Source organism: Natrarchaeobaculum sulfurireducens (assembly GCF_003430825.1).
GTDB lineage: Archaea > Halobacteriota > Halobacteria > Halobacteriales > Natrialbaceae > Natrarchaeobaculum > Natrarchaeobaculum sulfurireducens.
Genome location: NZ_CP024047.1, coordinates 3,184,523 through 3,208,413, shown reverse-complemented (window position 1 = coordinate 3,208,413; position 23,891 = coordinate 3,184,523). Strand labels below are relative to the sequence as shown.

At 63.8% G+C, this 23,891-nt stretch carries 24 protein-coding genes; 18 read left to right on the top strand and 6 right to left on the bottom strand.

Going from position 1 to position 23,891, the window contains the following annotated elements; translation table 11 throughout:
• Nucleotides 1–15: 15 nt before the first annotated feature.
• Nucleotides 16–795 (top strand): MOSC domain-containing protein, encoded by a 780-nt coding sequence (locus AArc1_RS16915; RefSeq protein WP_117365468.1) that lies wholly within the window; start codon nt 16–18, stop codon nt 793–795.
• 180 nt (nt 796–975) lie between these two features.
• On the opposite strand, the gene AArc1_RS16910 is transcribed toward AArc1_RS16915, so the two are convergent.
• The gene (locus AArc1_RS16910) at nt 976–1,623 is read right to left on the bottom strand and encodes a type 1 glutamine amidotransferase (protein WP_117365467.1); all 648 of its coding nucleotides are present in this window, start codon (nt 1,621–1,623) and stop codon (nt 976–978) included.
• Nucleotides 1,624–1,739: 116 nt separating this feature from the next.
• On the bottom strand, nt 1,740–1,961 hold the full coding sequence (locus AArc1_RS16905; protein WP_117365466.1) for a hypothetical protein: 222 nt from the start codon (nt 1,959–1,961) through the stop codon (nt 1,740–1,742).
• A 194-nt stretch (nt 1,962–2,155) separates the two neighbouring features.
• Between AArc1_RS16905 and AArc1_RS16900 the strand changes: the two genes are divergently transcribed.
• The 3 genes from AArc1_RS16900 to AArc1_RS16890 all read left to right on the top strand — a co-directional run bounded on the left by AArc1_RS16900 (nt 2,156) and on the right by AArc1_RS16890 (nt 5,433).
• Nucleotides 2,156–2,359 carry a hypothetical protein gene (locus tag AArc1_RS16900; protein ID WP_117365465.1) on the top strand — a complete coding sequence of 68 codons (204 nt, stop codon included), beginning with the start codon at nt 2,156–2,158 and terminating at the stop codon, nt 2,357–2,359.
• Nucleotides 2,360–2,418: 59 nt separating this feature from the next.
• Complete coding sequence (locus AArc1_RS16895; protein ID WP_117365464.1) at nt 2,419–3,186, top strand: hypothetical protein; 768 nt, start codon at nt 2,419–2,421, stop codon at nt 3,184–3,186.
• A gap of 177 nt (nt 3,187–3,363) precedes the next feature.
• Nucleotides 3,364–5,433 carry a MutS-related protein gene (locus tag AArc1_RS16890; protein ID WP_117365463.1) on the top strand — a complete coding sequence of 690 codons (2,070 nt, stop codon included), beginning with the start codon at nt 3,364–3,366 and terminating at the stop codon, nt 5,431–5,433.
• A gap of 37 nt (nt 5,434–5,470) precedes the next feature.
• Here AArc1_RS16890 and AArc1_RS16885 read toward each other — a convergent pair whose 3' ends face one another.
• Nucleotides 5,471–5,782, bottom strand: a complete 312-nt coding sequence (locus AArc1_RS16885; RefSeq protein WP_117365462.1) for an ASCH domain-containing protein — start codon at nt 5,780–5,782, stop codon at nt 5,471–5,473.
• 148 nt (nt 5,783–5,930) lie between these two features.
• Here AArc1_RS16885 and AArc1_RS16880 point away from each other — a divergent pair, with 148 nt between their 5' ends.
• The 3 genes from AArc1_RS16880 to AArc1_RS16870 all read left to right on the top strand — a co-directional run bounded on the left by AArc1_RS16880 (nt 5,931) and on the right by AArc1_RS16870 (nt 8,532).
• Nucleotides 5,931–6,098, top strand: coding sequence for a DUF1059 domain-containing protein (locus AArc1_RS16880; protein ID WP_117365461.1), 168 nt, complete (start codon nt 5,931–5,933; stop codon nt 6,096–6,098).
• A 127-nt stretch (nt 6,099–6,225) separates the two neighbouring features.
• On the top strand, nt 6,226–7,356 hold the full coding sequence (locus tag AArc1_RS16875) for an ORC1-type DNA replication protein (protein ID WP_117365951.1): 1,131 nt from the start codon (nt 6,226–6,228) through the stop codon (nt 7,354–7,356).
• 105 nt (nt 7,357–7,461) lie between these two features.
• A complete protein-coding gene (locus tag AArc1_RS16870; protein WP_117365460.1) occupies nt 7,462–8,532 on the top strand; it encodes a bactofilin family protein in 1,071 nt (356 codons plus the stop codon).
• Nucleotides 8,533–8,641: 109 nt separating this feature from the next.
• On the opposite strand, the gene AArc1_RS16865 is transcribed toward AArc1_RS16870, so the two are convergent.
• Complete coding sequence (locus tag AArc1_RS16865) at nt 8,642–8,911, bottom strand: DUF7553 family protein (RefSeq protein ID WP_186336621.1); 270 nt, start codon at nt 8,909–8,911, stop codon at nt 8,642–8,644.
• A 244-nt stretch (nt 8,912–9,155) separates the two neighbouring features.
• Between AArc1_RS16865 and AArc1_RS16860 the strand changes: the two genes are divergently transcribed.
• The 10 genes from AArc1_RS16860 to AArc1_RS19175 all read left to right on the top strand — a co-directional run bounded on the left by AArc1_RS16860 (nt 9,156) and on the right by AArc1_RS19175 (nt 22,099).
• A complete protein-coding gene (locus AArc1_RS16860) occupies nt 9,156–9,917 on the top strand; it encodes a DUF4397 domain-containing protein (RefSeq protein ID WP_186336620.1) in 762 nt (253 codons plus the stop codon).
• A 90-nt stretch (nt 9,918–10,007) separates the two neighbouring features.
• Nucleotides 10,008–12,065, top strand: a complete 2,058-nt coding sequence (uvrB, locus tag AArc1_RS16855; protein ID WP_117365459.1) for an excinuclease ABC subunit UvrB — start codon at nt 10,008–10,010, stop codon at nt 12,063–12,065.
• Nucleotides 12,066–12,337: 272 nt separating this feature from the next.
• Complete coding sequence (locus AArc1_RS16850; RefSeq protein ID WP_117365458.1) at nt 12,338–15,976, top strand: vWA domain-containing protein; 3,639 nt, start codon at nt 12,338–12,340, stop codon at nt 15,974–15,976.
• Between the two features lie 30 nt (nt 15,977–16,006).
• Entirely contained in the window at nt 16,007–17,161 is a 1,155-nt protein-coding gene (locus AArc1_RS19180) for a hypothetical protein (RefSeq protein WP_186336619.1), read from the top strand.
• Entirely contained in the window at nt 17,158–17,838 is a 681-nt protein-coding gene (locus AArc1_RS16840) for a hypothetical protein (RefSeq protein WP_117365457.1), read from the top strand. The genes AArc1_RS19180 and AArc1_RS16840 overlap by 4 nt, the downstream gene beginning before the upstream one ends.
• 430 nt (nt 17,839–18,268) lie before the next feature.
• Nucleotides 18,269–19,033, top strand: coding sequence for a hypothetical protein (locus AArc1_RS16835; protein ID WP_117365456.1), 765 nt, complete (start codon nt 18,269–18,271; stop codon nt 19,031–19,033).
• Between the two features lie 263 nt (nt 19,034–19,296).
• Complete coding sequence (locus tag AArc1_RS18555) at nt 19,297–19,734, top strand: hypothetical protein (protein WP_133412366.1); 438 nt, start codon at nt 19,297–19,299, stop codon at nt 19,732–19,734.
• A gap of 443 nt (nt 19,735–20,177) precedes the next feature.
• Nucleotides 20,178–20,939, top strand: coding sequence for a hypothetical protein (locus AArc1_RS16825; RefSeq protein WP_117365454.1), 762 nt, complete (start codon nt 20,178–20,180; stop codon nt 20,937–20,939).
• A 245-nt stretch (nt 20,940–21,184) separates the two neighbouring features.
• The gene (locus AArc1_RS16820) at nt 21,185–21,685 is read left to right on the top strand and encodes an OTU domain-containing protein (RefSeq protein WP_228442353.1); all 501 of its coding nucleotides are present in this window, start codon (nt 21,185–21,187) and stop codon (nt 21,683–21,685) included.
• A 72-nt stretch (nt 21,686–21,757) separates the two neighbouring features.
• A complete protein-coding gene (locus AArc1_RS19175; protein ID WP_117365453.1) occupies nt 21,758–22,099 on the top strand; it encodes a hypothetical protein in 342 nt (113 codons plus the stop codon).
• Nucleotides 22,100–22,197: 98 nt separating this feature from the next.
• On the opposite strand, the gene AArc1_RS16810 is transcribed toward AArc1_RS19175, so the two are convergent.
• Nucleotides 22,198–22,680, bottom strand: a complete 483-nt coding sequence (locus AArc1_RS16810) for a GNAT family N-acetyltransferase (RefSeq protein WP_117365452.1) — start codon at nt 22,678–22,680, stop codon at nt 22,198–22,200.
• 144 nt (nt 22,681–22,824) lie between these two features.
• On the opposite strand from AArc1_RS16810, the gene AArc1_RS16805 reads away from it, so the two are divergent.
• Nucleotides 22,825–23,238 carry a hypothetical protein gene (locus AArc1_RS16805; RefSeq protein WP_133412365.1) on the top strand — a complete coding sequence of 138 codons (414 nt, stop codon included), beginning with the start codon at nt 22,825–22,827 and terminating at the stop codon, nt 23,236–23,238.
• 75 nt (nt 23,239–23,313) lie between these two features.
• On the opposite strand, the gene AArc1_RS16800 is transcribed toward AArc1_RS16805, so the two are convergent.
• On the bottom strand, nt 23,314–23,832 hold the full coding sequence (locus tag AArc1_RS16800) for a GNAT family N-acetyltransferase (RefSeq protein WP_117365450.1): 519 nt from the start codon (nt 23,830–23,832) through the stop codon (nt 23,314–23,316).
• Between the last annotated feature and the right edge of the window lie 59 nt (nt 23,833–23,891).

The window sequence follows — 23,891 nt, the reverse complement described above, 5'->3', positions numbered from 1 at the left end:
AACCCCAGTGTCCCCATGGCTCGACTCGAGCGTCTTCGCGTCTACCCCGTCAAGAGTCTCAACGGGGTCGACCTCGAAGCGGCACAGGTCCTCGACGGTGGAACGCTCGAACGCGACCGGGAGTTCGTCCTGCGTGACGCCGACGGTGAGGCCGTCACCGCGAAACGAACCGCCGAGATACACGCGTTCGACACTGATTTCGACCCACAGACGTCGGAACTGACCGTCACCGGACCCGACGGCGAGCACCGGCGATTCGATCTCGTGGACGCTCGTGAACGCGAGCGCGCCGCAACCCTGTTTGGCGACACACTCGAGATCGACCTCACGATCGAGCGAGATCGGTCGACCGGCTTCGTCGACCGACCCGAGATGGGGCCGTCGGTGATCAGCACCGCGACGCTCGAGGCCGTCGCGTCTTGGTTCGACGAACTGACCGTCGAAAGTGTCCGGCGTCGACTCCGGGCGAACCTCGAAATCTCGGGCGTTCCGGCGTTCTGGGAGGATCGATTCGTCGGCGCTGACGCCCCGTCGTTCACGGTCGGCGACGTCACGCTCGAGGGCGTCACACCCTGCGCTCGGTGTGTCGTCCCCGGACGCGACCCCGACACCGGCGAGGCGCTCCCCGAGTTCCGCGAGCGGTTTCTCGAGAAACGTCGGGAGACGTTCCCCGCTTTCGCCGACGAGGACGCGTTCGACCACTACTATACGCTGATGCTCATCGCGCAGGTTCGTGAGGCAGACCGAGGCTCGACGCTCCGCGTGGGTGCTCCCGCCGAGGTCGTCGACGAGTAATTCGTGGGCTCCAGTGCTCGCCGCCCCGACCGGTCGAGTAGCCGGCGTGTAAGCGCTGATTACCCGCGGTATCGTGAGAATACAGGTCGAGTCACACGTAATTGGGTGGCCGATCTCGGCTGCTACTGTCGAGGCGCTGTACCGAACGTCCGGGAGCCACGCCACTCCCTCGACCCCCCATCAGCAGTCGGCGACGATCGAGACGAAGTTCTCGAGGACGCGCCGGGCGTTGACGTCGTCGAAGCCGTAGTCGGCTTCGGTCCAGTCGAAATCGGCTGCGAGCCGGTCCCGGTGGGCGGCCGTCAACTCGGGGTGGAACTGGACGGTCCACAGCGGGGCCTCGCGGTGACGGGTGGCGAAAGCATGGTAGTAGTCGGCGCTAGCGAGCACTTCGAGGCCGTCGCCCACCTCGGTCACCACGTCGCCGTGGACGACGGGGACGACGGGCTCGAGGCCGCGAAAGAGGGGATCATCAGCGATATCGACGCGGACCGGCCGACAGGTCTCCTCCGCGGGCTCGACGGTTCCGCCGAGGGCCGCGTTGACGAGCTGGTGGCCGAAACAGATCCCGAGCGTCGGAATCTCGCGCTCGAGTAGCTCGTCGACGAGTGCCTGCTGCTCGACGATCCAGGGTCGGTCGTCGGCCTCGTAGACGCCCGCGGTCGACCCCGAGAGGACGACTCCGTCGACGGCCTCGAGGTCGGGTCGGTCTCCGTCTGGGTACGCTACCGTGCGAGCGTCGGGGAGGGCGTCGCTGATGGCATCACAGTGGAACGTACAGTCGGGATCGACCTCGTTTCGGACGACGACCAGGGTCGGCTCGGACATCGACTCTTCGTTCGTCCTGATAGTGAAAAACGCTGCTGGATGGGGCGAATTCAGCGGCGTTCAGCGCCGCTCGATCACGACCTCCCGGTCGGCTCACCGTGACCGACTGTGCGTCGCTACGTCGAGCCCGAACCGGGTTTCCTCGCGCGCAACATCGTGAGGACGCCCTGTGCCACCAGGCCGAGTATCGCCCACTTCCAGGCGAGGACGGCGAGGCCGAGCAACAATACGGCACGCGCTCGACTCCCACGGTCGAACGCCCGCTTCGCCGCTTTGCACACCGAAAGAACCGTCAGTGAACGGGTCGCCCTCGAGCCGAGCAGTCGTTTCAGTCCCATACCTGGTCATTGTCGAGCCGAGGTGATACCGATACCGCTATACCAACACCTGCACCGATGTGGACACTGATCGCCGATCCGTCTGGCGATCAGGCGCGCACTGACGTGCAGTGGCTACGATAGATCTGGCACGGAACCGACCCGCCCCCGCTCTATCGATACGCTCGTTACCCCGTGGTGACCTATCACTCGACATGGAAGCGTACGTCCGCTGGTTCGCCGAGCAGGAACGATTCTATCAACTGATGCTTTGTGCGATCGTCCTGTTCGGAGTGACCGTCGCCGCGACCGGTGCGGTCACCGCAAACGTCGTCTTGCTCGGGTTGGGCATTTGCTGGCTCCTCGGCGGCGGTGCTCTCACCGTCGTGCTCGCGAACCGCGATCCCGAGAGCGGATAGCTCACCGCTCGAGCGCGTGTAGGCCGAACGCTTGTCGTCCCCTCCGCCGTACGTATCGTATGTCTACGCAGGACCGCGGACACCGAGACGAGGCGATCGAGGCGCTCTCCCGGCGTTCCTATACCAACGCTGGCGACGAGTACACGCGAGCGGGATGGGCCGTTCTCGCCGATCCACGACCCGGCGTCGAGCCGTTCGAGATAGACGACCGCGGCTGGGTCGGGACCGGCGTTCAGTACCTCCTGATCGCGACGCTGTGTTATCGGGTCGCCGACGACTCGAGGCCAGCACGGTTCAGGGCTACCGAGGCCGCTTCCGTTTCGGGCGATCTCGCGAATCGGGCGCAGAATCCGGCACAGGCTGCGTGTTTCGAGGAGCTACGAGCGGACTGTCACGTTGCGGGTGGGCTCTCCGGTGGCTCGGCGATCTACGACGATGCGGCCGACGCATACGAGGAAGCCAGCCAGGCGGTCGACGACCCGGCCCAGTTGAGTTCGACGCCGCTGTTTCTGGCGGCAGCCGCCCCGATAAAGCAGGTCGCACGCAGCCTCGCTAACGGCGAGGTCGCGATCGACTGGGAGGACCTCCACGGGCGAGACCCGACGGCCGCCGGTCAGTTCCTCGCGGCTCGAGCCAGATACAAGAAACGCCGGTTCCCAGGGCTCGTCGAGCGACTCGTCGCGGACGGATACCTCGCGGCTCCACGTGGCACGACCGAGTATGCGACCACCCACCACCGGTGTCCAGCCTGTGATTCGACCGACGTAAACTGGGTGGGCAACCGGACGCTCTGTCTCCGCTGTTCGCGTCCAACTGACCCAGTCTAACGACGACCGCGAGATCCGCTTCCCTCTCGACACAGCCCGACCCACGCTCGGCTCAGCGGCGTTCGTCGCCCGCCGATTGTCGACTTGAGCGACTGCAATGTGTGACGAGGTCACACGCTCTTCGAGCGATGGGCGGGAGCTTTTTCTCGCTCCGGTTTGTTTCGCCGCTCGAGAAGCATGGACCTCGAGTCGATTCCGGGCGTCGGCACGAAGACTGCCCGGGCGCTAGCCGAACTCGACGACCCCGAGCGTGCGCTTCGGGCGGGCGACGTCGCTGCACTCGCTCGAGCGCCGGGCGTCTCGCAGGGACGGGCCGCACGGATCGCCCGCGGGGCGATCCGGGTAGAACACGACGATCCGGGCGGCTTCCTCGCGACCGACCGCGCACGTGAAGTCTACCGCGCCGTTCTAGCGTTGTTACAAGCGCGGACGGTCACCGATTACGCCGCCCAGCGCCTCGAGACCATCTACCCGAGCCCCAGCCGCTCGCGGATCGAGGACGTTCGAGCGTTCGCCCGCGAAGCGGTCGAGCGAGAGCCCGACCCGGCCGTCCTCGAGGCGCTCGAGGCCGTGTCCCCGCTCTCAGAACCCGGCGACGTCCGGGTTCGTGAGCGCTGTCTGGCGACGACGGACGCGGAACGCTACACCGAGGCACGCGAGGCGATTCCGGAGCTCTCCGTCGAGATCGTCGAGGACGCCCAGGGACTGGCCGAACTCGCCAGGGGGTACTCGACCGTCATCGCCCTCGACGAGTCGTTCGCGGGCGTCGCGATCGACGGCGACGTCCAGGTCGAACCCGACGCGCTCGAAAACCCGGCTGAGGTGGTTCCCGAACGTCCGCTCGCGTTCTTCGCGCGCAATCGAGAGCCGATCGTCGCCGCGATCGAGGTCCATCGCGTCGGCGACCTCGAGCCCGACTGCGATCTCGCGGCGCTCGAGGCGGGGCTCTCACGACTCGAAGCCGACGGTACGGTTGCTGGCGATGACGAACTCGATCGGCTGACGGTGGCCGTCGACGACCTCGACGCCGCCGTCGGGACGGCCGAGAGCGTCGCGAACGATCAGCTCCGGGAGGCGATCCGCGAGGAGGACGTGACGATCGAGGGTGCAGACCTCCTCTCGCTAGTCGAACGTGGTGCTGGCGTCGACTCGCTGCTGTCGCGGGAACTGGCCGACGAGTACGCCGCGGCCGTCGAGGCCGCTCGCGAACACCTACTCGAGGCGCTGGCGCTCGATACGGGTGAGGCCGAGATCGCTCGCCGGGTCTTCAGCGACGAGCCGACGTTCCCGGTCGAACGCGATGACGACGCCGTCTCCCGACTTCGCGAGGAGCTAACGGCGGCCAAAGAACGGCGCGCGGGACGGCTCAAGCGCGAACTCGCGGCCGACCTATCCGACCAGCGCGAGGCCGCGCGAACGCTCGTTCGCGACGCCCTCGAGCTCGACGTCGAACTCGCGATCGCCCGATTTGCCGACGACTACGGCTGTACGATGCCCGAGTTCGTCTGGACCGACGAGGGAGTGGATGGAGATGCTGCCGAGGAAGCCGATGGTGGTGATGTCGGCTTTCGGATCGACGCCGGTCGGTCGCCGCTGCTCGACGAACCGCTCGAGGCGATCGACCCCGTCGACTACGAGGTCTCGGGCGTCGCCTTGCTGTCGGGAGTCAACAGCGGCGGGAAGACCTCGATGCTCGACCTCGTCGCGAGCGTCGTCGTGCTCGCCCACATGGGGCTGCCGGTCCCCGCCGAGCGCGCCCGACTCCGCCGGTTCGACGACCTCCACTACCACGCCAAGACCCAGGGCACCCTCGATGCGGGCGCGTTCGAGTCGACGGTGCGGGAGTTCGCCGACCTCGCTCAGGGCGGTGAGGGCTCGCTCGTGCTCGTCGACGAACTCGAGAGCATCACCGAACCCGGCGCGAGCGCGAAGATCATCGCAGGAATTCTCGAGGCGCTCGATGACAACGGCGCGACGGCCGTCTTCGTCTCCCACCTCGCCGGTGAGATCCGCGAGATGGCTGCCTTCGACGTGACGATCGACGGTATCGAAGCCGTGGGACTGGTCGACGGCGAACTCGAGGTCAACCGCTCGCCGGTCAAAGACCATCTCGCGCGTTCGACGCCGGAGCTGATCGTCGAGAAACTCGCCACCGAAGCCGACGACGCGATGCGAGCCAACGGCGGCGACGCTGTGAGTGTGTCGGAACCGCAGTTCTACGACCGGCTGCTCGAGAAGTTCGACTGAGCGGGCTAGCACGAACCGGTTTCCGTTGTGGGCTCGATCAGTCGATCGGCTCGAACCGGTGGCGATAGGCAGTGTTCTCGTCGTCCCACGTCGTCCCGTGTGTGCGTTCGATCCGTCGTTTGTACGCCTCGAGATCCGACGACCCCTCCGCGCGGGCGTCCTCATCGGTGAGGTCGCCGAGCCGTCGTTCCGAGACCTCGACGATCTCGAACGTCGTTCCCTCGATCTCGAAGGTGTCTCCGACGCTCGCGTGCGGGTCGCCGCGGTGTAACTGTGTGATGTCGCCCTCGAGAGCAGCCGCTTGGAGCCGGTCGGCGGGCAGGAGGTCGCTGGCGTCGATCGTTCCCATGGCGAATCACACTCACTCTCTATTGATAAAGCAACTGGTGATGTTAACAAATTTTTGCGGAGCCGTCGGAATCACCACACGGCGATCCGTCGACGGCACTTGCATCGGCAAGTCGAACGGCTACTCGTTCACAGACAAATGTCTCCGTATGTCATACCAATTCGCGTGGCGACGGGGAAACTGCCGGTTTCAGGTGTGCTCGAGCAGCGCCGAGGCGGTGAAACGACTGGTGCGAGCGCACGTTCGGATGACCCACGGCGGCCGGATTGATCCGGCAGACCTCGAGCGGTGGATGGAACGCGTCGAACTCGCGTGAGCGGGTCCGTCGAACGACCGTGGCGGCGCTCGAGATCGACCGACCGAGTGCCGTTTTTCGCGTTTCTCGCCGGTCCAATTTCACAGACAGCGAACAACTAAGTAGCTTCGACAGCGTGGTGAAAGTGATGGGAGACGATCCCGACGGGGGAATGTTGTCGTGGGATGAGTCCGTGTTCCGGAACGAACACGTCTTCGAGATCGACTACGTTCCCGAGACGTTCAGTCACCGTGCGGGCCAGATGGAGAGCCTGAGTTATGCGTTACGCCCAGCGGTGCGCGGATCACGTCCGCTGAACGTCATGGTCCGAGGACCGCCGGGGACTGGCAAGACGACCGGGATCCAGAAACTGTTCGACGAAGTCGGTGCGCAGACGAGCGACGTCCGGACCATCCGCGTCAACTGCCAGGTGAACGCCACGCGTTACTCCGTGTTCTCGCGACTCTTCGAGGGGACGTTCGACTACGAGCCACCGTCGTCGGGAATCTCGTTCAAGAAACTGTTCGGACAGATAGCCGAAAAGCTCGTCGAGGAGGACAAGGTGCTCGTCGTCGCCCTCGACGACGTCAACTACCTCTTCTATGAGAACGAAGCGAGCGATACGCTCTACTCGCTGTTGCGCGCCCACGAGGAGTATCCCGGGGCGAAGATCGGCGTTATCGTCGTCTCGTCCGATCCCGCTCTCAACGTGATCGACGAACTCGACTCGCGCGTCCAGAGCGTCTTCCGCCCCGAAGACGTCTACTTCCCCGTCTACGACCAGCCCGAGATCGTCGACATCCTCGACGAACGCGTCGCACGCGGCTTTCACGACGGCGTCATCTCGCTCGAGACCCTCGAGTACGTCGCCACCCTCACGGCCGACAGCGGCGACCTCCGGGTGGGGATCGATCTCCTCCGTCGGGCCGGGTTGAACGCCGAGATGCGTGCCAGTCGTACCGTCGAGCGCGAAGACGTCGAGTCCGCCTACGAGAAGTCGAAGTACATCAATCTCTCACGGTCGCTGTCGGGCCTGACCGACACCGAGCGAACGTTGCTCGCCGTTATCGCCCACAACGACGGCGAACAGGCCGGCGACGTCTACGAGGCGTTTCACGAAGAGACCGACCTCGGTTACACCCGCTATTCGGAGCTCGTCAACAAACTCGACCAGCTCGGCCTGATCGACGCCGACTACGCCGAGGTCGACGGTCGCGGCCGCTCGAGATCGCTCTCGCTTTCCTACGAGAAAGACGCCGTGCTGGCTCGACTCGAGTGATCACGCGTCGGCAATCCTCGGCAGCGATAGCGTCCCCTCTGTCCGCACTCTCGTGTTACCCGATCGACACCACGCTTTTACAGTCGAGATCGGTGTACCGATCCTATGCCTACACCAGTCACTCGAGGCCGACTGCTGGTCGTACTGGCAGCTCTCGTGATTGCGACCGGACTGCTCGTAGGTCCCGTAGCGGGCCAGTCCGACGGCGCAACCGGCGGCACGATCGTCATCGAGGCGGACGAGACCGTCGACGACGTTGACGCGCTCGCGGGGAACGTGATCGTTCGCGGGACCGTCACCGGCGACGTCAGCGCCGCTGCGGGGAACGTCGAGGTCGAAGACGGCGGCGAGGTCGGCGGCGACCTCGAGGCGATGGCTGGTAACGTCGACATCGCCGGCTCGGTCGACGGCAGCGTCTCCGCGGCCGGTGGCAATCTGGTCGTCACCGAGACCGGTTCGGTCGGTGGGACTCTCGATGCAGCCGCTGGGACGGCCCGCCTGGACGGGACCATCGACGGCGACGTCCGGCTCGCCGCCGAGACGATCACGCTCGGCGAGGGCGCCCAGCTCGAGGGCGACCTCCGGTACGCCGGCACGCTCGAGGGCAACGAGGAGGCCGTGGCGGGCACGATCGTCGAGGAGTCGCCCGTCGACGTCACCCCGACGCTCCAGCCGGTTGCATCCTGGCTTTTCGCCGTCTACGCGTTCGTGATGAACCTCCTGCTCGGCGCCGTCTTGCTCGGGCTCTTCCCGCGATTCTCACGGACCGTCGCTGACGACGTCGCCACGATGCCGATCAGGGCCGGGCTCGCGGGCCTGGGAGTGCTCGTCGGCGTCCCGATCCTGCTGGCTGCGATCGCGATCACGGTGATCGGCATCCCGATCACGGTGCTCGGGGCGGTCGCGTTCGTGTTCGCGATCTGGGTCGGCGTCGTCTACGGCCGGTTCGCCGTCGCTGCCTGGCTCCTCTCGTCCGCCGACCTCGAGAATCCGTGGCTCGCGTTAGTCGTCGGCCTGGCCGGTGCCGTCGTCCTCGGCCAGGTGCCCATCGTCGGTGACCCGCTCAACCTGTTGATCGCCCTGCTCGGTCTCGGGGCGCTGGCGATCGGGCTCTACCGACGGCTTCGCAGCCGCCATGAGTCTGCTGACGAGAGACCACCCAGTGCGGTCGAGTGAGTGCGTGGGCAGTGCTCGCTCGAGACCGGTGTGCCGTCGTCGTGTCGGTTCGACGGCGAGGGACGCGTCGACGACCGGACTGTCAGTGGCTGTCCTCGATGGAGTGCCGTCAGGCCTGCTCGACGTCTGTCCGGTAGTTTTCGGTCGCCTCGAGGGCGCGTTCGATCTGCTCTTCGGTGTCGCCGTCGACCTGTCTTCGGATCTGTCGGAGGGTGTTCAGGTGCTCGTCGAGGATCGCGTGGTCGGGTTCGTGATCCCCGACAACGTAGTCACGGTAGGCCTCGGCTGTTTCCCTGATCTCTTCGCGGGTGCCCTCGTCGTCGGCCGTTTTCTCCGCCTGCTTCAGGTCGTCGCGTGCCTGTTTGAGCGTCTCGGTCACGTTCTGAGCCAGCACGACCGCCCGGATAAGGGTTGGCCGGACATTGTCTACCCGACGATGGACGATCCGTCTCCAGCGGTCGATCGTCGAATACCTCTCGTGATCGATCCGCATACCCGAGTGTAGTTTCCGCCTTCGCTCGTGACCGTACGTGTACGTCGAGCCAAAATACGGAAATCTCGGAACAACCATCGATACTGACTATCCGTTTTTTCCGAGCGTACTCCTGCATCTCGGATGCACTATGCCAGTCTCACGACGAACGGCGATGAAAGCGATCGGTGCTGCAGGTGGCCTCACAGCCGCCAGCGGAACCGTCCTCGCAGTGGGGGAGTACGAAGACGACGAACGGAAGACGAAAGGCAACGACGAGCACGCGGGTCCCGACGAACCGGCCGTCCCCGAGGCCGCGATCCGGGTCGCTCACTTCTCGCCCGACGCACCGGCCGTGGACGTCTACGTCGATGACGATCAGGTCCTCGCCGAGTTCGCGTACGCGGAGGTCTCGCCGTACCTCGAGATCGCACCCGGAACGTACCGGATCACGATCACCGCGGCGGGCGATCGCGAGGCGGTCGTCTTCGACGACGATGTCGAGTTCGAGAGCGCCTTCTACACCGTCGCCGCGATCGGCGAACTCGGCGCGGACACGTTCCGGCCCGAGGTTCTCGTCGACGCCGGCTCCGCGCTGGTCCGGCTCTTCCACGCGTCACCGGACGCACCGGTCGTCGACGTCCTCGCCGACGGTGAACCACTATTCGAAGACGTCGCCTTCGAGGAGTCGACGAACTACGTCGCGGTGCCCGCTGGCAGCTACACGCTGGCGGTCACCCCAGCGGGCGATCCCGGGACCGTCGTCGCCGAGTTCCCCGTCGACCTCGAACTCGGGACCGCCTACACCGCGAACGCGATCGGCTACCTCGAGCCGCCAGAAGGGCTCGACACTCGAGCGTTCACGGTCCTCCCGACGGTCGACGGCGAATTCGAGGCGGACGAAGACTACTGACGCGCCGCCGCCTCCTGTTCGCTTCGAGCGAGCGACGTGTCCGCGCCAAGCGTGTCGGTCAAGTGCCTTCGGTCCCTGGTCACGAACACTGTGAGCGACACGCAAGGCCCGTTGCAACCCGACCGTCCGGACGTCGACCACCCGTTCGAGGTCGACGCACCGTTCGAGCCTGCGGGCGACCAGCCAGAAGCGATCGAACAGCTCGCGGCAGGCTATCAGTCGGGGGCTGAAAAACAGACGCTACTCGGGGTGACCGGCTCCGGGAAGACGAACACCGTCTCCTGGCTGATCGAGGAACTCCAGCAGCCGACGCTGGTGATCGCCCACAATAAGACGCTCGCCGCCCAACTGTACGAGGAGTTCCGAACCCTCTTTCCCGACAACGCCGTCGAGTACTTCGTCTCGTACTACGACTACTACCAGCCCGAAGCCTACGTCGAACAGACCGACACCTACATCGACAAAGACGCCTCGATCAACGACGAGATCGACCGGCTTCGCCACTCGGCTACGCGCTCGCTCCTGACGCGCGAGGACGTGATCGTCGTGGCTTCGGTGTCCGCGATCTACGGCCTCGGTGACCCGCGCAACTACGTCGAGATGGCGCTTCGGCTCGAGGTCGGCGACGACGTTGGCCGCGACGACTTGCTCGCGCAACTGGTCGATCTGAACTACGAGCGAAACGACGTCGACTTCACCCAGGGCACGTTCCGGGTCCGGGGCGATACGATCGAGATCTTCCCGATGTACGGCCGGTACGCCGTCCGCGTCGAACTCTGGGGCGACGAGATCGACCGGATGATCAAGGTCGACCCGCTCGAGGGCGAGACCAAAGGCGAACAGCGGGCGGTCCTCGTCCACCCCGCAGAGCACTACTCGATCCCGGAGCCGAAACTCGAGCGCGCAATGGACGAGATCCGCACGGACCTCGACTCTCGGATCTCGTACTTCGAGCGCAAGGGGGACCTCGTCGCCGCCCAGCGCATCGAGGAGCGAACCACGTTCGACCTCGAGATGATGGCCGAGACGGGATACTGTTCGGGCATTGAGAACTACTCGCTGTATCTCTCAGATCGTGAGTCAGGTGATGCGCCGTATACGCTGCTCGATTACTTCCCCGAGGACTTCCTTACGGTGGTCGACGAATCACACGTCACGCTCCCCCAGATTCGCGGCCAGTACGCGGGTGATAAATCCCGGAAGGACTCGCTGGTCGAGAACGGCTTTCGGCTGCCGACCAGCTACGACAACCGGCCGCTGACCTTCGAGGAATTCGAGCAAAAAACCGACCGGACGCTGTACGTGAGCGCAACGCCGAGTGACTACGAGCGCGAGCAGAGCGACCGGATCGTCGAACAGATCGTCCGCCCCACCCACCTCGTCGACCCGAAAGTCGAGGTCTCACCCGCGACGGGACAGATCGACGACCTCATGGACCGTATCGACGAGCGCATCGAACGCGACGAGCGCACGCTCGTCACCACCCTCACCAAGCGGATGGCCGAAGACCTCACCGAGTACCTCGAGGAGGCGGGCGTGAACGTCGCCTATATGCACGACGAGACGGACACGCTCGAGCGCCACGAGATCATCCGCTCGCTGCGGCTGGGCGAGATCGACGTCCTCGTCGGGATCAACCTCCTGCGGGAAGGGCTTGACATTCCCGAAGTGAGCCTGGTGGCCATCCTCGACGCCGACCAAGAGGGGTTCCTGCGCAGCGAGACCACCCTCGTCCAGACGATGGGGCGGGCCGCCCGCAACGTCAACGGCGAGGTGATCCTCTACGCCGACGAGCCCTCGAACGCGATGGAGTCGGCGATCGACGAAACCCAGCGCCGCCGCCGGATCCAGCAGGAGTACAACGCCAAACACGGCCTCGAGCCCACCACGATCGAGAAGGACATCGGCGAGACGAACCTCCCAGGAAGCAAGACCGACACCAGCGAAGTCTCCGGACGCTCGCTCGAGGACGATGACGAGGCCGCCCGCTACGTCGACGAACTCGAAGACCGGATGCAGGAAGCCGCGAACAACCTCGAGTTCGAACTCGCGGCGGACATCCGGGACCGGATTCGGGAGGTTCGCGAGGAGTTCGACCTGGATGGTGGCGAGGACGAAGGGATTGCGCCACCGACCGAAGAGTTTTAGTTTCGATTCTTCTATCCGGTCGCGGTCGTTCGCTGCGGTCTACCGTCGGTGTATTGTGACGCCTTCGTAGCCAGTTGCCGGTTTCGTGAGGGGGCGATGCGTTGACAAGACGCAGCCGTCGGGTCGGAAATACGACGCCGAACGAGTACTATTTATTATCGTACTTGTTACGCCTTCACACTAGACCAAAACAACTAAAATATACTATTTCACACTGCGGTATATGGGTTGTACCAGAGAAAAAAATCGCTGCAATATTCTTCGCCGTGCTCATGGCGACCTCGATGATCGCCATGCCTGCGCTCGCGGCCGGCCCGAGTGCTGAGGCGGCGACCGACCGATCGACCCATGTTCCGATCCAGGGAAATGGGCCACCTGGCCACGGTGACGGACCACCCGGCCGCAGCGACGGCGAGCCGCCTGGGCACGCCGATGACGCCGACGGTGACGGTGGTTCGCCGGGGCAGAGCGGCGGCGGACCACCCGGACACGATCGCGGCGACGCGAACGTAACGGTGCCGGAACTCGAGGCGAACACGTCGATCGAGACGGCGGTCGACGCGGTCGAACGACTCGAGGAACTCGACCTTGAGACTGCCGCGAACGAAACCGACGAAACCGGCGAAACTGACGACCTCGCAACGGCGGCCGCGGACGAGATCGTCACGGCGGTCAACACCTCGTTGCAGGCGTATCGACACCTCGAGTACGTCGAATCGCGTGAGGCGTTCGAGCGATACGCCGACGCACAGCGGGCGCTCGCGGACCTGGCCGAAGCCGTCGACGAGGACGAGGAAGCAATCGTCGACGAGATCAGTCAGGACCTGTACGCGGCCAGCGACCGGAGTGCGCGACACACCGTCGTCGACGCACAGGCCGTCGTCGCCGCGAACGACGACGAGTTCCGCAATCGCGGCCAGCGACAGGCAGCCGAGAGCGCACTCGGCAACGCAATCGACGCACTCGAGCGAGCCGACGACACCGCTGGAGCGGACGCTGAGCCGACCGATCGTGCGAACGCACTGACGCATCTCGAGAACGCCTGGAAACACGGCGAAAAAGCGCTCGATACCGTCGAGAAAAACACCGAGCCGACGCTGTTGCTCTCGCAGAATCGAGCCTTCGAGCGAAACGACTCGGTCGTCGTCCCGGTTCAGGCGATACTCGAGGACGTCCGCCCGTACGCTTACGACGAGGCCGACGTGACGGTCGACGGGAACGGCACCGCCGACGAGATCTCGCTGATCGCCGGCGAGTCGGCGACGTCGACCGCGAGCGGGACGACGTTCGTCGACCTCGGGTCCGAACCCGAGAACGTGACCGTCACGGTGACGGCGACGGCCGAACACGACGACGAGCGGACGGCCGAGGCGACCCAGGAGCTTCACGTCGACCTCGATGACGTTATTCTGGACCGGCCGGATCTCGACGAGTATCAGGAAGTCGACGTCACGAACGACTCCTCGGGTGTCTCCGTCGATGTCGGCGGTGACGGGCTCCACGAGAGCGATATTTCGGTACGCGACGAGACGCCCGCGGAGGACGATCCCTATCGTGCGGGCCCGATGGTTCGTATCTCGAGCCAGCAGGAATTCGACGAGGCGACCGTCGAGATTCCGATCGACGAAGGGGCGGATCCTGAGGCGGACAACCTCTTGGTGTTCACCTGGGATCCGAAAACCGACGAGCCCTGGACGCCCGTCGACACCAAGATCGACGCCGACGAAGGCGTCGCCACCGCCGAAGTCGAGGGCTTCTCGTACTTCTCGGTGTTCTCGGTCGACGGCTGGAACGACGCGACGACGGACTCGGCCGTCCTCGACGAGGAGGACATCGTCGAGGAGGCGGACGATTTCGCCCTCGCCGACGTCATGTTGGTTGTCGAAGAGACGGTCACGGAGAACGCGTCGGAAGCGCCCCTCGACGTCTCTCGCGAGGCGGCGGACGCACTCGTCGAGGGACTCGCCAGCGAGGACCGATCCGGCCTTGTCGGATACGGTGGAGATGCGACCCTCGAAACGGGCCTGCGAACCGACCACGGGGTGGTTCGTGACGAGATCGACGACCTGGAGGCGACGCCGGAAGCTGGCGGGTTCGAGGCCGGACTGGAGACTGGCATCGCCGAACTCGAGGAGAACGGTCTCTACGACGACCGCGAACTGATCGCGCTGTCGACTGGCGAAGCCGTGAACGAGTCCGCGGCCGTCGAGGTCGCCGAGTCCGCGGCCGACGCTGACGTCACGATCAACACCCTGGCGGTCGGTGACGATTCGGACGTCGAGACCCTGGAGCGCGTCGCCGCGGAAACCGGTGGTGACGCCGCCCGCGTGACTGATCCGTCCGACCTGCCTCGCGATCTGCTGGGCGGCGAGGGACAGGACGACTGGACGAACGAGAGCCACTGGGATCTATCGAGCGGTTGTTCATTCCAAGACGACACCGTCCTCGAGGGCGAGGAGTCGCTGTACTGCAGCAACGTCGAGACCGCGATCTACGAGCCGACGACGATCGATACCGACGGCGAGTACACCGTCGCCGGGGCGTACATCACCTCGAGCGAGTCGACCGGTGCCGGGATCCGCTGGGGGATCGGCAGCGGCAACGACGTCGACCTCGGCGTCCGGATCACCGATACCGGCGTGGAGTGGCGCCACACCGACGATCCCGATCCGGAGATCGAGACCGGCGTCTCTAGGGAGTCGTGGGTTCGCTTCGAGATCGCCTGGGACGACGGCGAGATGAAGTACCGTGAGTGGGAGCCCGGCGACACCCGGCCGGACTGGCAGGCGACCACGACGGCGTTCGACCGCCTGGAGAAGCCCTTTACCATCTCGACCGGAACGGGTGCCTGTTGCGGACGGACGATCGACTTCGACGGCTTCAGCGAGGACGTCGTCCTCGAGCGCGTCGGCGAGGCGAACGTCACCCTCCGCGATTCGAACGACGACGGCATCCCCGACGCGGTCGCCGATCTAAATCTGACGATGCCAGCGGGCTCGGGCGACGTGACCGGCCAGCCGATCGACCTCGACCCGATCGCGACCGACACCAGCGGTGACGGTATCCTCGACAACGAGACGCTCGACGTGGACTATCGTGTCTTCGAGGATGACGGCGAGTACCACGTCGAAGCGCAGGTCACCAACGCCGAGCACAATCCCTCGAAGGTCGACACCACCGGCGACGGGTTGATCGACCGCGAGCAACTCGAGGACGGCTGGGAGATCGGCTACACTGACTCACGCGAGGGCTCGCTCGAGGTACTCGGCGAACTCGAGGACGCCGAGCATCTCGACGATCTCGGTGACGTGGACGACCTCTTCGAGACGAAACGTACCTACGCGAATCCGCTCCTCAACGACACCAGCGGCGACGGGCTGTCGGACCGCGAGGAAGTCGAAGAACTGGGAACGGATCCGGAATCGACCGACACGACCGGTGACGGCGTTCCGGACGCCGACGCGGATGATCCGACGTTGTTCGACATCAGTTCGCCGGAGGTAACCGTCACCTACGCGCACTTCGACGATCCGTCCGTCGACGGCTCCGTTTCGATCGGCTGGGACGGCGTCGACGTCGACGCCGAACTCGACACCACCGGCACGTACGAGGCGCAGTTCCTCGCAGAAGACCAGGCCGGACTCGGAGAGGCACGGATCGTTCAGGACGGATCGGTCAAAGATACGCTCTCACTCTCGGGGACGCACGACAGCGGGCATCTCGAGTTCGAGACGGGGACGCTCTCGACGTTCGCCGATCTCTTCGAAGGAACCGCCGTAACCGTTCAGGTCGACGACCGCCATGGCCCCATCGAGGAGGTCGGGACGACCGAAGCGGAAGCGATCGAGGTCGGCGGCATCTTCCATCAGGTATCCCAGGAACTTCGTGCTGCCGGGTACACCAGTGCCTAGGTCGAGGAAGCGCTCGGCTTCCTCGAGGGAATGACGACCGGTGCGGGTGAGACCCTCGGCGGCGTGCTGGCGATCTACGACGATCCGCACGTGATCGTGGAGGCAGCGAAGGCGATTCCCGAGGCCGTCGAGAATTTCGACGAGGTCATCGAGGCGTTGCCCGCGGCAGTCGAAGACCAACAGCAGTTCAATAACCCCCACGAGCCCGGTGATCAGTACTACGACGACTTCCGGTACGGCTGGTACCAGGGCTACTTCTTCTGGTTCGTCGTCGAGATGGCGGTGCCTGCCGGGGAGGCGGGCAAGGCGCTCAAGAGTACCGACACGATGCAGTCGACGGTCGACCGGATCAGCACACCGCAGGTCCAGCGGGCCGCCCAGATCGCGAAACAGGGTGGCCAGACCGCGACGGCGCCGGTCCGGTACACGCGGGCGCAGCTGTCCCAAGGGCTGCAGGGTTCGATCGGGCTGACGCGAGACGCCAGTAAGCGAGTGCTCAGCGAGGTTCGATCCGTCGGCGGACAGTATCAGGTTGCCAAACATCTGGAGCGCAACGACGTCGATGGCAATCCCCTGAACCAACTCGACGAGGGCACCCAGCCAGCGGTCGGCTCGACCGTCCACCGCGGCGGTGACGATACGGCTCGGGCGATCGCGACCGACGGTGGCGGCGAGGTTTGGCGGGTCCATCAGATGGATCTTGGCGTGAACACCGAAGCCCTCGCGTCGAATTTGATGAGACATAGCGACGAGATTGACGTCAACCGGGTTGTCAATGATCTGGAGACGCTGTCACGGGCTGATGCAGATGGGGTTGGTGATCTCGCACAGCGTATGGCCGCAGGTGACGCGAGTAACGTCCGAGGAGCGGCGTTCGAAGCGGAAGTCGCCGTCACTCGAGGTGCAGACAATATACAAGAACTTGGGAAGTCAAACCCACACGCCAGAGGTGAGATAGACATCGAAACGACCGACGGGCGGGTTATCGAAGCAAAAAGTGGTGACTACAGCACAGTCACCACTGGGTCTAATAAGTACGATGACTTGAGTACTCAACTTGGCCACTACAGGGATTATACCGACGTAGAAGGTGGGACGATCGAAGTTGCGTTCCGGGAGGAACCAAGTAGTGACGTTCGGCATCTCCTGGATGACTCACAAGTCGAGTGGAGGACCTACGAATGAGCGAGTGTTTGTCGATACCTTACCTGCTTCCATCAGAGCTGACTCACCGTGACGTAGCGGAACTCCTCGGGTACTGCTTCGAGGACTTAGGCTGTGCGCGGTCCCCACCTGAGGAAGAGACGACGAACCAGTTCCGTTATACCACAGAAGAGACGGACTGGCGACAGGTAACGGGCTCGAGTATCGAGGAAGCGACGCAAGCACTCGAGCGTGCTGGGTGTGGTTCTATCAGATTCTGGTACGACGATCTCAACGTAGGCTTACAGATTAATCTCGACGCACCGGACCGACCGATCGAATCGAGCGTCGCACTCTCCATCGATGAGTGGTACACGAGACCGTGGTGGGACAGCGAACCGGCACTCATCTACGAGTTTGTTCTCGAGCTATATGATTATCTATCCCCGCTGTACATATACGGTGATACCTATCTCGATGAAGCCTCATTGTCGAGGGAGGCAGTCAAAAACGGTCAGCTCGAAGACCTGTTCTGGGTGAACGGCTACGGTCCACAAATGACCGAGCGACTCGGTCGGGACCGTCTTCTTAATGCGCCTGCCTGGCGGATCGACGAGTGTGATGACGGTGGCGTCTTCCTGTGGATTTCGCCGCTGCCGCTGTCCGAATCGCGAAACCAACGATACGACGCCGTGACCGAATATCTCGACCTGGCGTAACCCAGACCCAGTTCGAATACTGGACGCACACGGCGGAGTTTCACGCTATCGTTCAATTTGATACAGGGTGGTTCAGCTGGCACGGTGAGTTAGCAATCTCAGTCAGCGAGGCTGTCATATCAAAAGTATCGGCACCGTCGAGTCGACGGTCGACCGGATCAGCACGCCCCAGATTCAGCGGGCCGCCCAGATCGCGAAACAGGGTGGCCAGACCGCGACGGCGCCGGTCAGGTACAGTCGTCAGCAGCTCTCCCGGGCTGCCGTTGGTACCTTCTCACTGACGGAGGATGCTGCAAATCGGCTGCTTGGACCGAGTCGATCGACCGGAAAACAGGTCGATACTGCACAAACGGCAGCGAGGCTTGACCATCAAACAGTCAGGATTGTCGCCGACGGCTCGGGCGACACCGCCGAGCCGTTCCGACGAGCGGTGTACAGAGCAGCCGACGACGATGGGGTCAGTTACGGCCAGATCGATCGGGCCGTGCGGACCATCGACGACCTCGACGGACCCGCAAAAACCCGTGCAGAGCGACTGGTCAGGGAGACCGACGGCGACGGGCTCCGGCTCGTGGACGAGATGGACGGCGGTGTACTCGACACGATGCTCCGGCTCGAGGTGAGCAACGCGGATGCTATCCGTGCCCAGCTCGCGCGGCTCGCGGCAGCTGACTCGGACCTGTTTGACGTTGCGCGTTCCGAACAGTTCGCGCGAGACGCGGATCGCCTGGCGGGAAGCGGCGTGCGCGGTTTCGACGACGGTCCGGGAAGCCTCATCGACGAAATTCCGACGTACCGCGACGCTGGAAACCTTCGAGGTGCGCAGTACGAACTTCGGGTAGCCGTCGCCAGCGGAGACGTCGAAGACCTTCAGTCGGTCGCACGTGTCGTGACGGACAACGACGGAAACCGGATCACCGACATCGACGTTGAGCGACCTGGTCGGATCATCGAGGCGAAAAATACGATCCGGGTCCGTCAAGCGAATGATAAACTAGATAGCTTCGACCAGGCACACAGAGCCGGAGAGATCGATCTCGACGGAAAAACCGTTCAGTTTACGAAAACACACCGTCTCACCCAACAACAACAGAGCGAGATCCGACAAACTGCACGCGCTATCGAACAGAACCCGGACAACGGGGTAAACAGTATCACCGTCGAGTTCGAAGAGCTACCGCCGGTCGAAGGGTGACCACCGTGTCTGACACGATTTCCACGTACGTGATGTACGGAATTCGTCCCTCCGCACCACTCCAGCGAGTGCTCAAAGCAGCACTGAACGCGGGGTGGAAACTTAGCCCACAGTTCGGAGACGACTACGTTTATTGGATAGATGATAAACGATTCACCGCCGCAAACAACGACGAAGTCGTTGAAGCAGTTGACAGTCTCGAGACCACTGCCGTGGCTATTGAACGGAATGATCTACGAGTCTGGATCGAAAAGGATACCGACGTGCTTCCTACGGTCGAGACCTGGCACCTGTACCTGTGGGCGAACAAGTACGAGTTTGGACACCGAAAGGACGCTCGGACGCAGGCCGAGGCGAGAGCACGGGTGCAACAGTATCTCGATCTGGTGGAACTCGCCGTCGTCGAGACCGATCCCGACTACGGATTCGGTAAGTTCGGATCGATCGTCTCTCCGAAGGTGGTTCCGACGGTCGACGAGCTCCTCTCCGCTCGAGTGCTCGACGTGTTCTGGCTGAACGTCTTCGATTCCGCCGCAGTCGAACGAATGGGGCGTGAGAGGGTACTGGAGGCGCCCGCCTGGGAAGTCCGTGAACTGGAGACCGGACATGTCATGCTGGTCGCATCCGACAATCCGTTCGAACCGGCCGACGAGTGGGCTGACGGTGAGGAACACGTAGCCGAATATCTGGACGTCGACTGAGGTCGCCTCGATCCGTCCGCGGGAGGGATTGAGCCATCACCACCGTGTTTCGATTGACACTGTGTCACTGGTTCTACTACCGGACGGCCACTTCCTCCACAGCCTCGGCGATAACGGCGTTACGGTGACCACGCCTCTAGAGGAACCGAGTCTAGTCGGCGGTCGACCGGCTCAGCACACCCCAGATTCAGCGGGCCGCCCAGATCGCAAAGCAGGGCGGTCAGACCGCGACGGCGCCGGTCAGGTACAGTCGTCAGCAACTCTCGCGGGCTGCCGTTGGTACCTTCTCACTGACGGAGGATGCTGCAAATCGGCTGCTTGGACCGAGTCGATCGACCGGGAAACAGGTCGATAATGCACAAACGGCAGCGAGGCTCGACGATCACACAGTCAGGATTATCGCCGACGGCTCGGGCGACACCGCCGAGTCGTTTCGACGAGCGGTGTACAGAGCAGCCGACGACGATGGGGTCAGTTACGGTCAGATCGATCGGGCCGTGCGGACCATCGACGACCTCGACGGACCCGCAAAAACCCGTGCAGAGCGACTGGTCAGGCAGACGGACGGGGACGGGCTTCGGCTCATAGACGAACTCGACGGCGATTCGCTACAGCGGGTGCTCGACCTCGATATCGACCGCGCGACCGAGTTCCGGTCGGCAGCCGCGAGAAACCACGGCCAGGGAGTCGCAGCCACTGACGACGTCGATGCTTTCGCGAGACACGCGGACGACTTGCAGGGGGTCGATGGATTGAACAGTGGTCCGGTTGAGGACTTCATCACGGCTGGTGACCCCGGGAACGTCCAGGGTGCGGTTCGGGAAGTTCGTCGTGCCGACGAGATCGGAGCCGCGAACATCGAGCGGATGGACCTCGAGGTCTACGACGGAAAGCGACAAATCGGCGAATTAGACATCCAGCGAACGAACGGAGAGGTCGTCGAGAGTAAATCTACATTCGGTTACAGTGCGGACGAGATAGATACACAATTCGATAGAAAGCTGCAGACCATGATGGACCACGATGACGTGGCATTCGACGGGAACGCGTTTGAAGTGCGCGCCACGCAAGTCGGTGACGAGGATTTAGTGAGATCGAAAGTCGCGGAATGGGAAAACAGGGTAGCGAACAGCGGAGAGTGGAATAATGCGGAGGTCACAATTAGAGTAGTCGACGAGAGCGACGGATCCGTTATCACGAATTAACAGATCACATTATGGAAGATTACGACACAATACAGATCGCCCACCTGTTCGGCCGGGAACCATCTCGAGACACCTATGAGTCGCTCTTCGAATTGTTTCTGGAGTATTCGGGAGCCGACGAGGACCAGAGCAAACTTGATGTCATCTACACAGACGAAGAAAACACGAGCAAAACGTCAAGCGCCAGTGTATCCAAGGTTTCTCAGATCGCTCGATCGGCTAACAGCGTAACGGTGAAGGCCCCGATGGGCTGGGACGACCTCTCGATCGGTTTCAGTCGAGACGGTGCTGGATTCCCCGCGTACGAATCGACGCCGTACCTAACGTTCACCGCGTGGATTTATCCGTTGAAGGATCCGACACGTGAGACACTCGAACAGGTAAAGCTCCGTCGTCGGGAGTTCGTTGAACTCCTCGGGCGAGCCTCGGACGTTCTCGAGCCGAGGTGGGGATTCGGCCGACGGGGCGGTCTCGCAATCGGTGAGGATGACACGATCGATGACCTCGTTGCGACGACGACTCCGCCGCTGTACGAGTACAACGTCTTTCGGCCCGAGACGGTCGAAGCGATCGGCCGCGAGCGGGTGCGTTCCGCACCCGCCTGGTACGTCGAGGAACTTGACAACGGCGGCGTATTCCTCTCGGTCCGCGAGCCGCCTAAGCAGTGTCACCACGCCGCCGAGCCCTGTCTCGAGGTCGCCGATCACCTCGGGGTTCCGCTGGCGAAGACCGAGCGCTACCACTAACCCGCGTCTCGGCTGCTACGGGCGGACCGATCGGTCAGGTGATGGCGGCACGTCTTCTGGTTCGTCGTCGAGATGGCGGTGCCTGCCGGCGAGGCCGGCAAGGCACTCAAGAGCACCGACACGATGCAGTCGACGGTCGACCGGATCAGCACACCGCAGGTCCAGCGGGCGGCCCAGATCGCAAAGCAGGGCGGTCAGACCGCGACGGCGCCGGTCAGGTACAGTCGTCAGCAACTCTCTCGAGGGCTCCACGGTTCGGCCGGACTGACACGGGAGGGCGGCGAACGAGTGTTGAGCGGGGTTCGATCGTCGGCGGACAGTATCGGGTCGCGAAACTCCTTGATCGAAACGATATCGATGGGACGTCTTTCAATCAACTCGAGGGCCTCCGTCATCTCGAAGACCTGTCCTTGAGCGAGCAGGCGGCGACGAGGGAATCGCGCCGCCGACCGAGGAGGTTTAGGCTCGACGCCGATCCTCTCCCAGCGACACTGCTCTGACCCCTCGAGGCGTCACAACTCGAGCGTGTACACGGCCTCCGTGTGTGTTTCGCCGCCGAGTTCGACCTCGGCGTGGTCGGTTTGCTCGAACCCGAGCTCCTCGTAGAACTCGCGGCTCGCGTCGTTGGACTCGAGGTCGATCGCGTGCATCCGGTTCATGTTGAAGTCTTCTAGGTCCTCGCGCAAGCGTTCGTGAAGCGCCGTGCCGATGCCTTCGCCCTGGTGGTCGGGGTGGACGTACATCCGGAGGACGTCACCTTCGTCCTCGCTGACGACGCCGTGGGTGAAGCCGACGAGCTCGCCATCGCGCTCGGCGACGAGGACGGCCGTGCCGGGCTTCTCGAGCGCCTGTTCGAACGACTCGTCGCCGTACCAGTCGTCGATGGTCTCGTCGATGACGTCCGCCTCGAGGTCGTCGTAGGTTTCGTGCCAGGCGTCGCGGGCAACGTCCCGAATCCGGTCGCGGTCGTCGGCGGTGGCTGGTCGGATCTCCATGCGCGCGTGTACGTGATCGAGCATCAAAGTGTTTCCACCGACGTGCGTCGGCACACTCGTTGCGGCTGCGATAGCGACCTGACCGCTGGCGAAACGAGTCTGCCGAACTGAATATTCAAGACAGGAGGGAACGAACGGCTATCAATGGGTGCTGTAGCTGGCAGACGGGACACAACAAGGGAACGGCTGGCGCTGCATACGGCCGCCGGACTGACCGTGACGGCCGTCGGGATGGTCAGTTTCCAGCTTCTCACGGCGATCTACGTCGGTGGGTCTCCGATCTCGGTACTGCTGGGGCTGGGACTTCTCGCGATCGCGCTCGTCGCCGGCTTCAAGCGGCAACTGTGGCTGTCGGCGGCTGGCTTCCTGATGGCGATCCCGCTGTTGTTGCTCCACGCGATCGGGCTGTTGGTGCCGGTCGACGGCCCCACGCCGCCCGAGTTCGCGGTCGACCTCTGGGTGCTCTCGATCGGGGTCATGGTCGCCGGCGTCGGCATCGCCATGCTCGCGCTGAGTTATCACGTCGCCGTCAGGGTCGTCGAGGCCCTGCAGGCGTAGGTCGAGGTCCTGCACGCGTATGTCGACGCCTGGTTCTCAAGCCGTCTCCGTCGACGAGCGCGCCCCGCGTACGGCTCACAACTCGAGCGTGTACATCGCCTCGTCGTAGGACTCGCCGTCGATCACGACCTCGCCGGTGTCCGTCTGTTCGAAGCCGAGCCCCTCGTAGAAGCGTCGGCTCGCGTCGTTGAACGCGAAGTCGATCGAGCGGACCCGCTCGATGTCATAGGCCTCGAGTTCCGCGAGCAAGCGCTCGTGGAGTTCGGTGCCGATTCCGTCGCCCTGGTAGTCTGGGTGGACGTACATCCGGAGGACGTCGGCGGCATCTCCCTGGGCGACGGCGTGAGTGAACGCGACGATCTCGTCGTCCTCGCTGGACTCCGTCCGGCTACTCGTGGATCGTGGCCCCGCGCGCTCGGCGACGAGGACGACCGTCCCCGGGGCCTCGAGTGGCATCGAGTCGTCGGTGTACCAGTCGTCGACGGTCTCGTCGATGACGTCCGCCTCGAGGTCGTCGTAGGTGTCGTGCCACGTCGCCCGGGCGACGGCCTCGATCGCCTCGAAGTCGTCTGGCTTGGCTGGCCGAATGTCCATACCTCTACTTGTCAGAGCGGAGGTAAAGTGACTTCGACCGAGTCACCGATTCTCACGAG

Excerpts from the sequence above, each read along its gene's own strand:
- AArc1_RS16880 (WP_117365461.1), top strand. The coding sequence starts at position 5,931 with ATGTCATACCAATTCGCGTGGCGACGGGGAAACTGCCGGTTTCAGGTG.
- AArc1_RS16860 (WP_186336620.1), top strand. The coding sequence starts at position 9,156 with ATGCCAGTCTCACGACGAACGGCGATGAAAGCGATCGGTGCTGCAGGT.
- AArc1_RS16840 (WP_117365457.1), top strand. The coding sequence starts at position 17,158 with ATGAGCGAGTGTTTGTCGATACCTTACCTGCTTCCATCAGAGCTGACT.
- AArc1_RS16810 (WP_117365452.1), bottom strand. The coding sequence starts at position 22,680 with ATGGAGATCCGACCAGCCACCGCCGACGACCGCGACCGGATTCGGGAC.
- AArc1_RS16875 (WP_117365951.1), top strand. The coding sequence starts at position 6,226 with ATGGGAGACGATCCCGACGGGGGAATGTTGTCGTGGGATGAGTCCGTG.
- AArc1_RS16905 (WP_117365466.1), bottom strand. The coding sequence starts at position 1,961 with ATGGGACTGAAACGACTGCTCGGCTCGAGGGCGACCCGTTCACTGACG.
- AArc1_RS16885 (WP_117365462.1), bottom strand. The coding sequence starts at position 5,782 with ATGGGAACGATCGACGCCAGCGACCTCCTGCCCGCCGACCGGCTCCAA.
- AArc1_RS16800 (WP_117365450.1), bottom strand. The coding sequence starts at position 23,832 with ATGGACATTCGGCCAGCCAAGCCAGACGACTTCGAGGCGATCGAGGCC.
- AArc1_RS16900 (WP_117365465.1), top strand. The coding sequence starts at position 2,156 with ATGGAAGCGTACGTCCGCTGGTTCGCCGAGCAGGAACGATTCTATCAA.
- AArc1_RS19175 (WP_117365453.1), top strand. The coding sequence starts at position 21,758 with ATGGCGGTGCCTGCCGGCGAGGCCGGCAAGGCACTCAAGAGCACCGAC.
- AArc1_RS16895 (WP_117365464.1), top strand. The coding sequence starts at position 2,419 with ATGTCTACGCAGGACCGCGGACACCGAGACGAGGCGATCGAGGCGCTC.
- AArc1_RS16870 (WP_117365460.1), top strand. The coding sequence starts at position 7,462 with ATGCCTACACCAGTCACTCGAGGCCGACTGCTGGTCGTACTGGCAGCT.
- AArc1_RS16890 (WP_117365463.1), top strand. The coding sequence starts at position 3,364 with ATGGACCTCGAGTCGATTCCGGGCGTCGGCACGAAGACTGCCCGGGCG.
- AArc1_RS16820 (WP_228442353.1), top strand. The coding sequence starts at position 21,185 with ATGGGCTGGGACGACCTCTCGATCGGTTTCAGTCGAGACGGTGCTGGA.
- AArc1_RS19180 (WP_186336619.1), top strand. The coding sequence starts at position 16,007 with ATGACGACCGGTGCGGGTGAGACCCTCGGCGGCGTGCTGGCGATCTAC.
- AArc1_RS16805 (WP_133412365.1), top strand. The coding sequence starts at position 22,825 with ATGGGTGCTGTAGCTGGCAGACGGGACACAACAAGGGAACGGCTGGCG.
- AArc1_RS16915 (WP_117365468.1), top strand. The coding sequence starts at position 16 with ATGGCTCGACTCGAGCGTCTTCGCGTCTACCCCGTCAAGAGTCTCAAC.
- AArc1_RS16850 (WP_117365458.1), top strand. The coding sequence starts at position 12,338 with ATGGCGACCTCGATGATCGCCATGCCTGCGCTCGCGGCCGGCCCGAGT.
- AArc1_RS16910 (WP_117365467.1), bottom strand. The coding sequence starts at position 1,623 with ATGTCCGAGCCGACCCTGGTCGTCGTCCGAAACGAGGTCGATCCCGAC.